We start from the raw sequence: 14,386 nt of genomic DNA on the forward strand, positions 1-14,386 counted from the left end.
AAAACTGTTCGGAAGGGTGGGTGTCTACTTTGCGAACAGTACAAGCGTTTGTCGGGTTGCCGGTCATTGAGCGCGCTACTGGAATAGAAAAGGGTCGTGTCGTTGATGGGCTGCTTTTTGAATCACGTATCATAGGCTTTTTAGTGCAGAAGCGGCGCGTCTTTTCTCATACCCATTTTCTATCCGTAGATGCTGTCACAAGTGCAGGTGCAGAAGCAATGATGATTGAGCATGCTTGTGCGCTCGAACCAGTGTCTCAAAAGCATAAGCAATGTCATTCAATTGTCACGGGGAAACGTCGTTTTCGAGGCAAGCCATTGTTGTCTTCAGAAGGTGAGACGCTTGGGTTGGTAGAAGATGTATACTTCGACGTTGAGCTGGGTACAATCGAAGGGTATGAAGTGACGGATGGTTGGCTTTCTGACATCACAGAAGGGCGAAAGATTGTTCGAGGCAAAGACCTTGTGATTAGTAAAGATCGCGCGGTGTTGTCTCTATGAGCGCTTAGATTCATGATGGAGAAAAGTCGTCATCTAAGATCATTCCGAAAAAACGGAGGCCCAGACGATGCGTTGCCCAAACTGCCAACGAAAAGACATCGGTAAAATTGGTATGAACCAATATTATTGTTGGCATTGCTTTATTGAAATGAGCTTAGTGGATGGCTGCTTGTCTTTACACCAAGTGGAGGAAGACGGTTCGCTCAGCTCGCTTGACGACTTGTTTGAAGAAAATGAGCGTCGCATCAATTTGTGACGATCAATCCGGAGGTGAGTCGTATGAAAAAAGCAATGACCCCGCTCGTTGTATTAGGCCTTGGTGCTGCTTGGTACTCAATGAGCGATAAAAAGACGAAACGGAAAATGCAACACGTTCTTGCGCCAGTATTGGCAATGGATCGACAGCTTATGGATACGCGAGTATGGAAAAAAGCGAAGAAAAAGCTGCGACACATGTTTCGTTAAGTGTAAGGAGTGGTCTAAGACAGACCGCTCTTTTTTTATGTTTGCTTTATGACTCGATGTCGCTTTATTTGCGATTAGATTTTCACTTGATGGTACATCCTAACGAAAACATGGGATGAAAGGGAATGAACACATGAACAATGAGCAACATATTGGCAACTTGTTAAAATGGACAAAATGGCTGATCATTGCGCTTCTTTTCCTTATTGCAAGTCGGTTAATGCCCTTTTTTCATCCCGTTTGGGAGGTCATCTGTACATTATTTTGGCCTATTTGTGTGGCGGGATTATTTGCTTATTTGTTACACCCTATCATAGAGAAACTTGTTCATATAGGTATGTCTCGCACATGGGCTGTCGTGAGCTTATTTGTAACATTCATTGTGGTGACTGGTGCGGTAGTATTTTTTGGTGTGCCGATCCTGATTAGACAAATAACAGAAGCGATAGACGTATTGCCTGGACAACTCGCTGAGCTTGAAAAGTTGCTATTGCATGTGCAACATACTGTAGATCGGTTACCTGAACCAGTAGATAATTACATGGATGATTGGACCGGACGGCTAGAAGGATGGAGTGTTCAAGCATTAGACTTACTGGAGCAAGGGTTGTTACGCGTAGCGCAATCAATGATCGTTTGGCTCGTTGTCCCTTTTTTAGTCTTTTATTTACTAAAGGATTACACGCTACTCGTTCGCGTAAGTTATTATTTAACACCGAGGAGATGGCGAAAGCCGCTGCATCAGTATGTTCATGAAGTAGATGTGACGTTTGGAGCGTACATCCGCGGTCAGTTGTTTGTTGCGCTCTGCGTTGGGATGCTTTCTGTTATCGCCTTCTGGTTGCTCGGAATTCCTTATTCGTTGATTTTAGGATTGTTTATTGGGGCAACGGACTTGATTCCTTATTTTGGTGCTTTTATTGGGGCAGCCCCTGCTGTTGTTGTTGCTTTTATGAGTTCACCAACGCTAGCCCTGTACACCATCATTGCCATTTTTGTGATCCAACAAATAGAAGGAAATGTTCTCTCTCCAGTCATTGTTGGGCGGACTGTCCACTTGCATCCGGTTTTTATTATTCTTGCATTGCTTATTGGTGTGGAAGTGGCTGGAATTATCGGTTTACTCGTAGCGGTGCCTATTTTGGCAATTGTAAAAGTGACACTTTTGCACGTACGCAAATATCTAGATCAAGCGGGCGATAAAGTGTGAAAGAAATTGTGAAAAAGAAAGGGGAAGTCAGTAACAGTACTAGTGAAGCCCATATACTTTATGGTATAATAAAGGTCATGATGAAAGAATGACAAGTATTGGCATACGGATGCGTGACATAACCGAATCTATAGGTGACAATAGGGTTACTTATCCTTGGGAAGGTTTTCAATACGTCATAGCGATCCTCGTCCGAGTTTGGAGAGGACTTTTTTCATTTTTTATACATAGATAGGAGCGATCATTGTGAAACGACTAACCTCAGCACAAGTTCGACAAATGTTTTTGGATTTCTTTGCTGAAAAAGGACATGCGGTGATGCCAAGTGCATCACTCGTTCCTTTTGAGGACCCCAGTCTTTTATGGATTAATAGTGGTGTCGCAACATTGAAGAAATATTTCGACGGTCGGGTTGTGCCGGACAATCCGCGGATGGCAAATGCGCAAAAATCAATTCGTACAAATGATATTGAGAATGTCGGAAAGACAGCCCGCCACCATACATTTTTTGAAATGCTCGGGAACTTCTCTATTGGTGATTATTTTAAAGAAGAAGCCATTCATTATGCTTGGGAATTTTTAACGAGTGATCAGTGGATTGGTTTTGATCCAGACAAGTTATCGGTGACCGTGCACCCAGAAGATGAAGAAGCATATACGTATTGGCACGATGTCATTGGCATCCCGTCTACACGGATCGTCAGACTAGAGGGGAACTTTTGGGATATAGGAGAAGGACCAAGTGGACCGAACTCAGAAATTTTTTATGACCGCGGTCCTGCATATGGTGATGACGAAAATGATCCTGAGCTTTATCCTGGTGGAGAAAATGATCGTTACTTAGAAATTTGGAACTTAGTGTTCTCGCAATTTAATCATAATGCTGATGGCACATATACACCGCTACCAAAGAAAAATATTGATACGGGTATGGGGCTTGAGCGGATGGTATCGGTCATTCAAGAGGCGCCGACAAATTTTGAAACCGACTTGTTTATCCCGATTATTAAGGAGACAGAGCGTTTTACAAAAGAAACATATATGGAAAGTGCAGACGAGAAGCGGACAGCATTTAAAGTCATTGCGGATCATATTCGAACCGTCTCATTTGCGATTGCAGATGGCGCGCTTCCTTCTAATGAAGGGCGAGGGTATGTATTAAGAAGGCTACTTCGACGAGCGGTTCGTTTTGCAAAAACGCTTAAAATTGAGCGACCATTTATGTATGAGCTTGTGCCTGTAGTTGCGGAAGTGATGGTGGATTTCTATCCGGATGTGACGACAAAACGTGATTTCGTTCAGCGAGTCATTCGTACAGAAGAAGAACGTTTTCATGAGACGTTAAATGAAGGCTTAGGTTTACTAAATGATGTGATGACCCGTGCGAAGCAAGAAGGGACGACAGTCATTGCCGGTAATGAGGCGTTTCGTTTGTACGACACATATGGATTCCCGATTGATTTGACAGAAGAATATGTTGCAGAACAAGGACTCACTGTTGACCGTGCGGGTTTTGACAAGCAAATGGAAGCCCAACGGACGCGTGCGCGTCAAGCACGACAAGAAGTAGCTTCAATGGGCATCCAAGAAGGTGTCTTAAGTGATCTTAATGTACAAAGTATGTTTGTTGGTTATGACAAATTTGATGTGCCTGCAGTCATTACAACGATCATTTCTGGACAAGCGCTTGTGACGCAGGCGCAAGCAGGTGAGACGGTACAAGTACTGTTGAATGAAACCCCATTTTACGCTGAAAGTGGTGGTCAAGTAGCTGACTGTGGCTTACTTGTAACTGACGGCGCGCAGGCACGTGTTTGTGACGTGAAAAAAGCGCCGAATGGTCAACACTTGCACACTGTGGAAGTGATCGAAGGCACGTTGTCTGTCGGTCAATCGCTTAATGCATCTATTTCTGCACACGAGCGATTAGCCATTCAAAAAAATCATACAGCGACCCATTTGCTTCATCAAGCGCTCAAAGATGTGCTCGGGGCGCACGTGAATCAAGCAGGATCGCTTGTGGAAGAAGGGCGATTACGCTTTGACTTCTCTCATTTTGGTGCTGTTACAAAAGATGAGCTTGCCCAAATTGAAACACGCGTGAACGAGAAAGTGTGGCAATCATTGCCAGTAAACATCGCAACAAAAACATTGGAAGAAGCAAAAGCAATGGGTGCGATGGCGCTTTTCGGTGAGAAATATGGTGAACATGTGCGCGTCGTACAGCTTGGTGACTATAGTTTGGAGTTGTGTGGTGGTTGCCATGTGCATAACACAGCAGAAATTGGTTTGTTTAAAATTGTGTCTGAAGTGGGCATTGGCGCCGGTGTACGCCGAATTGAAGCAGTGACATCAAAAGGGGCATATCAATTTTTAAGTGATCAAGTGATGGTGTTGCAAGATGCTGCCGAGCGGTTGAAAGCAAAACAATTAACGGATGTGCCAACGCGCATTGAACGCATTCAAGAAGAACTTCGCGAAGCACGGCGTGAGAACGAATCACTTACAGCGAAGGTCGGGCAACTAGCATCTGGTGATTTAATGTCACAAGCGCAAGAAATTAATGGTGTGACAGTGCTTGCAGCAAAAGTCTCTGCGAAAGATACGGAGGCGCTTCGGAAGATGATTGACGTACTGAAACAGAAATATGATGCTGCGGTCATCGTACTTGGAGCCGAGACAGGTGAGGCAGCGACCTTTGTTGCAGCTGCTACAAAGGATGCCATTGCAAAAGGACATCATGCCGGTAAATTAATGAAAGAAGTTGCGACACGTGCAGGTGGTGGAGGCGGTGGACGTCCAGACATGGCACAAGCCGGAGGCAAAAGACCAGAAAAAATTGATGAAGCACTTGCTTATGTTTACGAGTACGTAAAATCCCTTTCCTAATGTGCGATAGATAGTGTACAATGTAAGGGATAAGATATTTGTCCGGTATTTTAGGAATATGCGAAGAAGAGGTGAGAGCGGTGAGTTCAATCGATCATACGATGCAATTCAGTTTCAATGATGACTCCTTCGATGCAGATGTACAAGAAGTGCTCTTGTCTGTTTATGATGCGCTTGAGGAAAAAGGTTATCATCCAATTAACCAGATTGTTGGCTACTTATTATCAGGGGATCCGGCCTATATTCCACGTCATCGTGACGCAAGAACGCTCATTCGAAAGTTAGAACGAGATGAATTAATTGAGACATTAGTGAAATCCTATTTGATGCAACACGGTAGGACCTATAAATGAGGATAATTGGTTTAGATGTTGGAACAAAAACGGTTGGTGTGGCTTTAAGCGATGCACTTGGTTGGACGGCGCAAGGATTGGAAACGATAGCGTTTAATGATGAGAACAAAAGCGACATGTTTAGCAAGCTGGTGTCATTAATAAATATGCATGAAGCACGAACTGTTGTCGTTGGTTATCCTAAAAATATGAACGGCACGATTGGTGAAAGTGGACGCAGGAGTGAAACTTTTGCTAAAATGCTAAGAGAGCATGTTGATGTACAAGTCGTGCTCTGGGATGAGCGATTAACAACTGCAGCAGCAACACGCGTGCTCGTTGACGCCGATGTCAGTCGAAAAAAACGTAAAAAAGTGATTGACAAAATGGCAGCAGTACTTATATTGCAAAGCTATTTAGACCACGCGAGCCATCGACCGACATCTATCTAACGACAATTGGAGGAAAAAAAATGTCCCAAGAAGAAAGAGAACGCATTGTAATCCCTGATGAAGAAGGAAATGAACATTTATTTGATGAGTTATTTCGGTTCACTGTAGACGAGACAGGACGTTCTTATATTATGCTAATCCCGGAGGGCGCTGACTCAGAAGAGGAAGAAGTTGAGGTGTTCGCGTTCCGTTATGAAGATCGTGATGATCCAGACAACGACATTGCCCTTTTTCCAGTAGAGACAGACGAGGAATGGGAAATCATTGAGGAAATGCTCAATACTTTTTCGGAAGAAGAGGGAGCCGAGGAAGAATAAAACAAGGAACCCGTGCCCATTAGGTAGCGCGGGTTTCCTTTGAAATATTTGTGGCAAAGGGGGTTGAATCTACTTACACCCTTTTTCCACTTGTTTGGTATGGGGAGGCAGTTATGTCCAAAAAACAAGATAAACAGTTTATGACGCAATACGAGGAACAAGTTTCCCGGGCAAAGACCGTTCGAAAAATTGTTTTTATTTGTGTCGTATCTCTGCTATCGCTCATTGTGGTCGTAGGTGTTGGTGCATATATTTATGTTTCATTGGCCTTAAAAGCAATGGATGCAGACGGAGAGGGACGAGATGTACATGTATCAATTCCAATAGGCTCTTCAACGACAACAATTGGTGCCATTTTAGAAGAACAGGGGCTCATACGTAATGCGTCCATTTTTCGCTACTATACACGTTATAAAAATGCATCAGATTTTCAAGCAGGTGAGTATAACCTTAGCACTGAGATGGATATTGATCAATTGATTGCCACGTTGAAAGACCCAAGTGCGACAGCAGATGCGGCGCATTCTTTTATTATTCCCGAAGGATGGACACTACAGCAAATTGCTGCACGTGTGGCTGAACATGTCCCTGAAAAAAAGGAAGAGATTTTAGCAAAAATGGATGACCATGACTATGTGAAGTCACTCATTGAAAAGTACGATATGTTGACAGATGAAATTTTGAATGAACATATTCGTCACCCGCTTGAAGGTTATTTATATCCGTCCCGTTATGATTTTACAGAAGAAAATATGTCACTTGATGCAGCGATTAAGGCAATGCTTGACCGTACGCAAAAGATGATCGATGATAAGCAAGCACTCATTCGTGCAAATGAAGGGAAGTATACAATTCATCAGTTACTTACCATTGGTGCCATTGTCGAGCGTGAAGCATTAGAGCAAGAAGATCGTTTCATGATTTCAGGTGTGTTGCATAATCGTCTAAATAAAGACATGAAATTACAAGTTGATCCTACTGTTGCCTACGCAAAGGGAGAGCATTTATATATGACGTCCCTTAAGGATCTTGAGGTCGATTCACCATACAATACGTATAAAAATAAAGGCTTGCCACCTGGACCCATTGCGAACATGCGTGAGGAATCCTTTATGGCTGCGGCTGATCCAACACAGACGGACTACTTATTTTTTTACGCTCGTTATAATGGAGAGATTATTTATAATGTTGATCTTGAGGCGCATGAAGCTGCCCGCAATAAGTATAGGAGCGAGTGGGAGGAAAACAAGAAAAAAGATGATGAGTAAATATGACATCTTCCACAAAGGACGTAAAAAAGGATGGTTCACATGATAAATAACCGCGTAAAGGGCTATGTTGAATCATGGATTCCTGACCGCGTGCCATTATTACAAGAAATGGAGCGCGTCGCTAAAGTGGAAAACGTCCCGATTATGGAACTCATTTCACTCGAGATGATGTTGTCACATCTGTTATTGCAGCAACCAAAGCGCATTTTAGAGATCGGTACGGCAATCGGTTATTCGGCGATCCGGATGGCACTTGCCATACCATCTGCTCATATCGTGACGATTGAACGCGATCCAGTACGATTTGCGCAAGCGGAAGGTTTTGTAACGGAAGCAAAATTACAAGACCGGATCACACTTATTCATGCAGATGCAACAGAAGCCGTAAACCAAGTTGTACATTTTCAGCCATTTGATGTATTATTTATTGATGCAGCAAAAGGACAGTACCGCACTTTTTTTGAGCAATATGAGCCATTTGTTAAAGCAGGTGGCGTTATATGGAGTGACAATGTATTGTTTCGAGGTTTGGTTGCAGCGGCAGATGAAGAAATTTCTGAAAAGAGATTGCGTCCCCTCGTCAAAAAAATTCGTCACTACAATGAGTGGTTGATGAAGCATCCAACGTATGAGACGCGTGTTTATCCAATTGGTGACGGTGTTGCATGCAGTGTAAAAAAATTGTAACCGAACGCGTCATAAAAGTCGTTGTTTTCGTGTAGGATGATTTAAGTTTTACTTGTATAGGAGAGAAGAGCATGCAGTCAAGCAGACCCGTGATAATTGGTGTAGCAGGAGGGACGGGTTCAGGAAAAACGACCGTCGCGCAAGAAATTTTTAAGCAGTTTCAAGGCTCATCGATTGTTTTAATTGAACAAGACGCTTACTATAAAAATCAAGACCATTTATCTTTTGAAGAGCGCTTAAAAACAAATTATGATCATCCGCTCGCATTTGACAATGAATTGTTATACACGCACTTACTACAGTTGGCTGATCGGGCGCCAATTGAAAAGCCCAGTTATGACTATGCGAATCATACACGGGCAAAAGAAGTGACGAGAATTGAACCAAAAGATGTGATCATCCTAGAAGGCATTCTCATCTTAGAAGATGAACGTCTAAGGAGCTTGATGGATATTAAAGCGTTCGTCGACACAGACGCAGATATCCGTATTATTCGACGTCTCATGCGAGATACAAAAGAGCGAGGTCGTTCGATTGACTCGGTTATTGAACAGTACACATCCGTTGTTCGCCCGATGCACTTGCAGTTTGTAGAACCTACAAAACGTTATGCGGATGTGATCATTCCTGAAGGTGGACAAAATAAAGTAGCCATCGATTTGTTGGCAACAAAGATTCGTACAGTTGTGGCGAACAAATCATTACACGGGTAATAAGGCAGCTAATTAGCGATATGACAGTAATTTTAGTAGAAAATAAAAACGAAATTGATGAGGAGTGACGATGATGGCAGCAGAAAAAAAGCATTATATGACAGAAGAAGGAAAGCGAAAGTTGGAAGATGAGTTACAACAACTTATTACTGTTCGCCGTAAGGAAGTGGTGGAGCGGATAAAAGTGGCACGGAGTTTTGGGGACTTATCGGAGAATTCAGAGTACGATTCAGCTAAAGAAGAGCAGGCTTTTGTAGAAGGGCGCATTGCACAGCTGGAAAAGATGATTCGCAATGCGGTCATGATTGAAGCAACAACGACAGAAGACCATGTCGTTTCTCTCGGGAAAACAGTCCGCCTCGTCGAGCTGCCGGATGGAGAAGAAGAAGAATATACAATTGTTGGAAGCGCAGAATCAGACCCGCTTGACGGGAAAATATCCAATGATTCTCCAATGGCGAGAAGCTTGCTAGGTAAAACGGTCAATGACAAGGCCGTCGTAAATACACCAGGTGGAGAGTTAGAGGTCAAGATTTTAGAGATTCGTTAATAGCGCAACGTGTGTTTGTAGATGGTTAAAGGAGTGTGAGCATATGAGCAAGCGATATGAGAACCGGAAAAGTAGACGGATTAATCGGTTGTTAAATATTGCAATCGCAGTTGTCAGTGTTCTAATCGTCGTATTAGGTGTGACGCTTGTGACGCATTGGATGTCTTCAAATACGCAACAGGCGAGCAACAATGAACCAGAAAAAGAAAACAATGGGCCAGCGCTTGTTGAAGATGGTAAAGACGAGGACAAGCAAGCATCTGCGAATGTAGACGCGCGTGCAGAAGAGGAAGAAGAAAAAGAGAAACCTTCTGAATCTGAAGAGACAGAGGAAGAAAAAGAAGAGGAAGAAGAAACGACCTCAGAAGAAAAGCAAGTGGAAACAGCGCAAGAAAATCCAACACCAAACGATTTTACTATGGGTAGTCAGAATTGGAATGAAATGGAAGAAGCCGTTTATTTAGGTACGAATTTACGCGATGGAGTCAATGGTGCGATCTTATGGCGTTTAGAAAATGGTGGTTCATCTGCAGCGCGTGCTGTGATTAGTGCTGCTGGCAGTCATGATACACCACAAGAAGTACAATTAAAGTGGGTAGACGGTGTTGGTTGGGAAGTGACATCGGTCGAGCAAATGACAAGCAACCCATACCGATAAAACAAGAGTTGGAAAAGTGAGGAGATAACGTGCGGGTTGGTATTATTGGTGCAATGGAAGAAGAAGTTAATGAATTGCGGGGGAAAATGGTCGAACCAGTTGTAGAAACAGTCGCTCATTGTACGTTTACATTAGGTAAAATTGAAGGTGTGGAGGTTGTGCTCACTCTTTGTGGGATCGGTAAAGCGAATGCGGCGATGGCGACAGCGCTTTTAAACGACCGCTATCGTCCAGATTACGTTGTGAATACAGGGGTTGCTGGGGGAGTGCATGAAGCTATGGCTGTTGGTGACATTGTCATCTCAACAGAAGTGCGTTATCATGACGTTGATGCAACGGTATTTGGCTATGAATATGGACAAGTCCCCGGCTCTGTGCCTGCCTACATGCCTGCAAAGAAGCTCATTGATATTGCAAAGCAAGCAGCGCAAGAAGTGGGCATCCGAACGGAGACAGGTCTTGTGCTGACGGGTGATTCTTTTATGGGAGAAGCCACACGTGTGCAGCAAGTGAAAGGGCAATTTCCAACGGCTTATTGTGTCGAAATGGAAGCAGGGGCAATTGCCCAAGTGTGTCATCAATTTGAAACACCGTTTGTCATTATTCGGGCGTTGTCAGATGTAGCTGGGGGCGAGGCACACGGATCTTATGAAACCTTTTTAAAGAAGGCTGCAGATCACTCAGCGCAACAAGTGTTACACATGTTGCGTGCTTTGGCGGCATAATACCAAAATTTCTCTTCTCACGTCATCTATCATATTTGTTAAGATACAAAAGAAGACACTTTTGTAGATAAAGAATAAAGATGTCCTATATCTTAGGAGGACGAGCAGATGGAGAAACAATTGGAGGCAGCACAGCAAGACTATCATCGGTTTAGTTGTTTATTTCTATCATTAGGGCTATTTTTGACGCTAGGCTTTTTATTGCCACCAGGCTACCGAATAGATGTGAAAGCACAGCCGATGTATGTTCTCATTGTGATTGTCACATTTATGGTTGCAGCTATATTTTGTTGGTTATCTGTGCGAGCAAAGCGGGCACGTGAGCAAATGAATGAGTAAGTATGATGAGAAAAAGCCGTGCATTTGCATGGCTTTTTCTCAATGAGGGAAAGATGTCACAAGAAGAGGGGGCGTAAAAATGAGAGGAACAAAACGCCCATTTGTACTAGCAGCCATATTACTTGCAATGTTTATGGCTGCGGTGGAGGCAACGATTGTGGCAACCATTATGCCACAAATTGTTGGTGACCTTGGTCAATTTTCATTGTTTAGCTGGGTGTTTTCAGCTTATTTACTAATGCAAGTTGTCACCATTCCAATTTATGGTAAACTCGCGGACATTTATGGAAGAAAACGTATTTTTACCATTGGTGTGTTAATATTCTTAATCGGATCTGTCCTGTGCGGCTTTGCACCGTCAATGGCCTGGCTCATTGTTTTTCGTTGTATACAAGGTTTAGGCGCGGGGGCGGTGCAACCAATTGCGACGACAATCGTTGGTGACATATATACGAAGGAAGAACGTTCGCGTATTCAAGGCTATTTGTCTAGTGTGTGGGCAATTGCGGCGGTGACAGCCCCTTTTTTAGGTGCGTTGCTAATTACGTACGTACATTGGTCCTGGGTTTTTTGGTTAAATGTGCCAATAGGGTTGATCTCAGTCGTTGGAATTATCCTCTTTTTAAAGGAGTCTGTTCCAAAAGAGAAGCAACCGATTGATTACAAAGGGGCTGCGTTGTTACTTGTGGCAACGATGACACTCATGCTCGTCCTTGTGCAGGAACAATCATTTTTACAAACGTCTATCTTTATTTGGTTGTTGTTAATCGTTAGTGCGTTCAGTTTGTTTTTGTTCATTAAACATGAGCTGCGCACGACACATCCAATGATGACGTTGCCACTTTGGCGTCGGCGGACGGTATGGACGATCAATGTCGGCAGTTTATTTATTGGGGCAATCATTTTAAGCATCTCGAGCTTTTTGCCTACATATATGCAAGGGGTATTGCAAGTGTCTCCGCTCATTGCAGGGCTGTCACTTACGACGCTTTCTGTCGGTTGGTCGACGTCTGCCGTTGTTGCCGGAAAGATGATGTTAAAAACGGGGTTCAAAAAAACAGCAGCAATTGGGGCTGTGGCGTTATTAATAGGTGCGAGTTTATATGTATTGTTGCATGTGACAGAACAAGTGTGGCTCGCTGCGTGTGCGTCTTTAATTATTGGTGTCGGAATGGGCTTTTGCTCGATGACGTATATTGTGTCTCTCCAGTCCAGTGTCGCTTGGAATGTACGTGGTGAGGCGACAGCGATGCTAATGTTCACGCGTCAGCTAGGTGGGGTCATGGGTGTTTCTTTTTTAGGTGGTCTGTTAAATGCGCGTTTAGCGACCGAGTTGTCACGACTGCAAACATCATTTACTGAACAGCCATCGCTTGAGAAAGTGAATCAACTGCTGAATCAACAATCAGTGCTCCCTGAGGCAGAGAAGACACTGATTGCAAATAGTCTTTCTAGTGGGTTGTCAGCCGTTTTCATTGCGATTGCCATATTTGCAGTGTGCATTTTCATTGTAAACATATTTGTCCCTAAAGGTGATCAGAAGACGTCATCTCCTGCTGCAAATGACTAAGGAATTGCTGTAAGATTCGTGCTGTCAATCCCCAAACGGTTCGACCTTTATATGTGTAGAAAAACTCTTGTAACATGTAGGTACGACGGATGTACCCCCCTTGATTTGCAATTTTTTCGATTGGGAAATCTTCAGCTGGTTCGACCGTTACATTGAAGTGTCCAATCTGTGGTGGATTCGTCAATAAGTAGGCGAGTGGGATCGTGAACCAATCGGCGACTTCACTTGGATCGATGGTGATCTGGTGAACATCACGAATGTTTGCTAAGTATGGATGGATGACAAGCTGTTGATGAGGGGCTTCAACTTTTGGCAACGGTGCGATCATGGTAATATCTGTTTGTGCAAGCCCTAGCTCTTCAGTACATTCGCGAATCGCAGCGTGCGCGAGGGTATTGTCAAATGGTTCTACGTGCCCGCCGGGAAAGCATGTTTCCCCAGGTTGTTTTTTCAATGTATGTGCGCGCGTCTGAAACAGTACATGCGTCTGTCCACCAATAGTGACAAGCGGCAAAATAACTGCCGCTTGTTTAGCAGGTGGAGATGATGGGGCTGGGTGTGCTGTAAACAGCCGTTCGATTTGGTCAATTGTAGGCAAAAGGCATCTTCCTTTCAACGAAGTATTCTGTTACGCATAGAGAAGCTGGAGAAAATCATCAGCGTCAATAGTGCCAAAGTAGCCTTGTAAATCGACAGGAGCGAGCACTTGTTGTAAAGGTTCAAACGCATACCGTGTGCCAATAAGCACATCTGCAAGCTCGGCAACATCTTGCGTCCCGAAGAAATCACCATAAATTTTACAAGATGTAATGACTCCTTTACGTACATTTAAGCGCACATCAATTGTGCCAATGGGGAAACGCTTGGCGCGTTGGATATCAAACGCGGGGGACTTGCCGAAATTCCAATCCCAATTTTTATAGCGTGCTTCAGATAACGAGTGAATGTCTGTCCAATCTTGTTGCGACAGTTTGTATGTTGGGATGGTTTCGTTTGTATGAAAAATGTGTTTGAGTAGATGTGCTTTGAAGTCTGTCATCGACATAGGTTCAGCTAAAAACTCGGCGATGTTAGCAACACGACTGCGGATCGATTTAATCCCTTTGGAACGAATTTTTTCATCTTTCACGTTCAATGCCGACACAACATGTTCGATTTCTGAATTGAATAACAGTGTCCCGTGTGAAAACATCCGTCCTTTCGTTGTAAACTGTGCATTACCAGAAATTTTTCGCTCCCCAACTTGAATGTCGTTACGTCCAGTCAGCTTTGCATCAACGCCAAGTTCCGCAAGTGCACGGACGACGGGCTCAGTAAATTTTTGGAAATCGTTAAAAGATGCGCCATCATCTTTTGTAATAAAGCTAAAGTTTAAGTTGCCGAGGTCATGATAGACTGCGCCACCACCGGATAGTCGCCTCACGACATGAATGGCATTTTCCTTTATATAATCTAAGTTAATTTCTTCAAACGTATTTTGATTTTTGCCAATAATAATCGAAGGCTCATTAATGTAAAACAGTAAGTATGTTTCATCCTCGTTCAAATGTTTCAATGCCCACTCCTCAATGGCAAGATTAATACGTGGATCAGTAATTTGTTCATTGTCAATAAACTTCATGTGAGTGGCTCCTTTCGTGTGATTCATCAACTAAAGTATACCGTCTTTAAGGAGAAAGGTCGAGTGAAGCACACTCAAATATTTATT

The 14,386-nt window shown here is 43.4% G+C and carries 18 protein-coding genes; 16 read left to right on the forward strand and 2 right to left on the reverse strand.

The window, feature by feature from the left end:
• Positions 1-29 precede the first annotated feature (29 nt).
• The 16 genes from NSQ26_RS02395 to NSQ26_RS02470 all read left to right on the forward strand — a co-directional run bounded on the left by NSQ26_RS02395 (position 30) and on the right by NSQ26_RS02470 (position 12,678).
• The gene (locus NSQ26_RS02395; protein ID WP_499719021.1) at positions 30-500 is read left to right on the forward strand and encodes a PRC-barrel domain-containing protein; all 471 of its coding nucleotides are present in this window, start codon (positions 30-32) and stop codon (positions 498-500) included.
• A gap of 67 nt (positions 501-567) precedes the next feature.
• Positions 568-756, forward strand: coding sequence for a YrzR-like zinc ribbon domain (locus NSQ26_RS02400; protein ID WP_090775653.1), 189 nt, complete (start codon positions 568-570; stop codon positions 754-756).
• A gap of 23 nt (positions 757-779) precedes the next feature.
• Positions 780-965: a DUF3918 family protein gene (locus NSQ26_RS02405; protein WP_090775652.1), complete on the forward strand. Its 186-nt coding sequence runs from the start codon at positions 780-782 to the stop codon at positions 963-965.
• Positions 966-1,098: 133 nt separating this feature from the next.
• Positions 1,099-2,175 (forward strand): AI-2E family transporter, encoded by a 1,077-nt coding sequence (locus tag NSQ26_RS02410; protein WP_499719022.1) that lies wholly within the window; start codon positions 1,099-1,101, stop codon positions 2,173-2,175.
• 246 nt (positions 2,176-2,421) lie between these two features.
• Positions 2,422-5,064 carry an alanine--tRNA ligase gene (gene alaS, locus NSQ26_RS02415; RefSeq protein WP_499719023.1) on the forward strand — a complete coding sequence of 881 codons (2,643 nt, stop codon included), beginning with the start codon at positions 2,422-2,424 and terminating at the stop codon, positions 5,062-5,064.
• Positions 5,065-5,144: 80 nt separating this feature from the next.
• Positions 5,145-5,417 (forward strand): IreB family regulatory phosphoprotein, encoded by a 273-nt coding sequence (locus tag NSQ26_RS02420; protein ID WP_090775648.1) that lies wholly within the window; start codon positions 5,145-5,147, stop codon positions 5,415-5,417.
• A complete protein-coding gene (gene ruvX / locus NSQ26_RS02425) occupies positions 5,414-5,848 on the forward strand; it encodes a Holliday junction resolvase RuvX (RefSeq protein ID WP_499719024.1) in 435 nt (144 codons plus the stop codon). The genes NSQ26_RS02420 and ruvX overlap by 4 nt, the downstream gene beginning before the upstream one ends.
• Before the next feature lie 20 nt (positions 5,849-5,868).
• The gene (locus NSQ26_RS02430) at positions 5,869-6,165 is read left to right on the forward strand and encodes a DUF1292 domain-containing protein (protein WP_090775646.1); all 297 of its coding nucleotides are present in this window, start codon (positions 5,869-5,871) and stop codon (positions 6,163-6,165) included.
• A 113-nt stretch (positions 6,166-6,278) separates the two neighbouring features.
• On the forward strand, positions 6,279-7,433 hold the full coding sequence (mltG, locus tag NSQ26_RS02435) for an endolytic transglycosylase MltG (RefSeq protein ID WP_090775645.1): 1,155 nt from the start codon (positions 6,279-6,281) through the stop codon (positions 7,431-7,433).
• A 42-nt stretch (positions 7,434-7,475) separates the two neighbouring features.
• Positions 7,476-8,123 carry an O-methyltransferase gene (locus NSQ26_RS02440; protein ID WP_499719025.1) on the forward strand — a complete coding sequence of 216 codons (648 nt, stop codon included), beginning with the start codon at positions 7,476-7,478 and terminating at the stop codon, positions 8,121-8,123.
• Positions 8,124-8,194: 71 nt separating this feature from the next.
• Positions 8,195-8,836, forward strand: coding sequence for a uridine kinase (gene udk, locus NSQ26_RS02445; RefSeq protein WP_499719026.1), 642 nt, complete (start codon positions 8,195-8,197; stop codon positions 8,834-8,836).
• Between the two features lie 73 nt (positions 8,837-8,909).
• Positions 8,910-9,386 (forward strand): transcription elongation factor GreA, encoded by a 477-nt coding sequence (gene greA / locus NSQ26_RS02450; protein WP_090775642.1) that lies wholly within the window; start codon positions 8,910-8,912, stop codon positions 9,384-9,386.
• A 43-nt stretch (positions 9,387-9,429) separates the two neighbouring features.
• Entirely contained in the window at positions 9,430-10,044 is a 615-nt protein-coding gene (locus NSQ26_RS02455) for a DUF1510 family protein (protein WP_090775641.1), read from the forward strand.
• A gap of 29 nt (positions 10,045-10,073) precedes the next feature.
• Entirely contained in the window at positions 10,074-10,769 is a 696-nt protein-coding gene (gene mtnN / locus NSQ26_RS02460; RefSeq protein WP_499719027.1) for a 5'-methylthioadenosine/S-adenosylhomocysteine nucleosidase, read from the forward strand.
• 108 nt (positions 10,770-10,877) lie between these two features.
• Positions 10,878-11,108: a YrhC family protein gene (locus NSQ26_RS02465; RefSeq protein ID WP_499719028.1), complete on the forward strand. Its 231-nt coding sequence runs from the start codon at positions 10,878-10,880 to the stop codon at positions 11,106-11,108.
• Between the two features lie 79 nt (positions 11,109-11,187).
• Positions 11,188-12,678 (forward strand): MDR family MFS transporter, encoded by a 1,491-nt coding sequence (locus tag NSQ26_RS02470; RefSeq protein ID WP_499719029.1) that lies wholly within the window; start codon positions 11,188-11,190, stop codon positions 12,676-12,678.
• On the opposite strand, the gene NSQ26_RS02475 is transcribed toward NSQ26_RS02470, so the two are convergent.
• Entirely contained in the window at positions 12,635-13,276 is a 642-nt protein-coding gene (locus tag NSQ26_RS02475; protein ID WP_499719030.1) for an NUDIX hydrolase, read from the reverse strand. The genes NSQ26_RS02470 and NSQ26_RS02475 overlap by 44 nt on opposite strands.
• Before the next feature lie 30 nt (positions 13,277-13,306).
• Positions 13,307-14,299 (reverse strand): lipoate--protein ligase, encoded by a 993-nt coding sequence (gene lplA, locus NSQ26_RS02480; protein WP_499719031.1) that lies wholly within the window; start codon positions 14,297-14,299, stop codon positions 13,307-13,309.
• Positions 14,300-14,386: the final 87 nt, after the last annotated feature.

Origin of the sequence: Bacillus sp. FSL W7-1360 (assembly GCF_038592975.1) — a bacterium.
In the GTDB taxonomy this organism is placed as follows: Bacteria; Bacillota; Bacilli; order Bacillales; family Bacillaceae_D; genus Shouchella; species Shouchella lonarensis.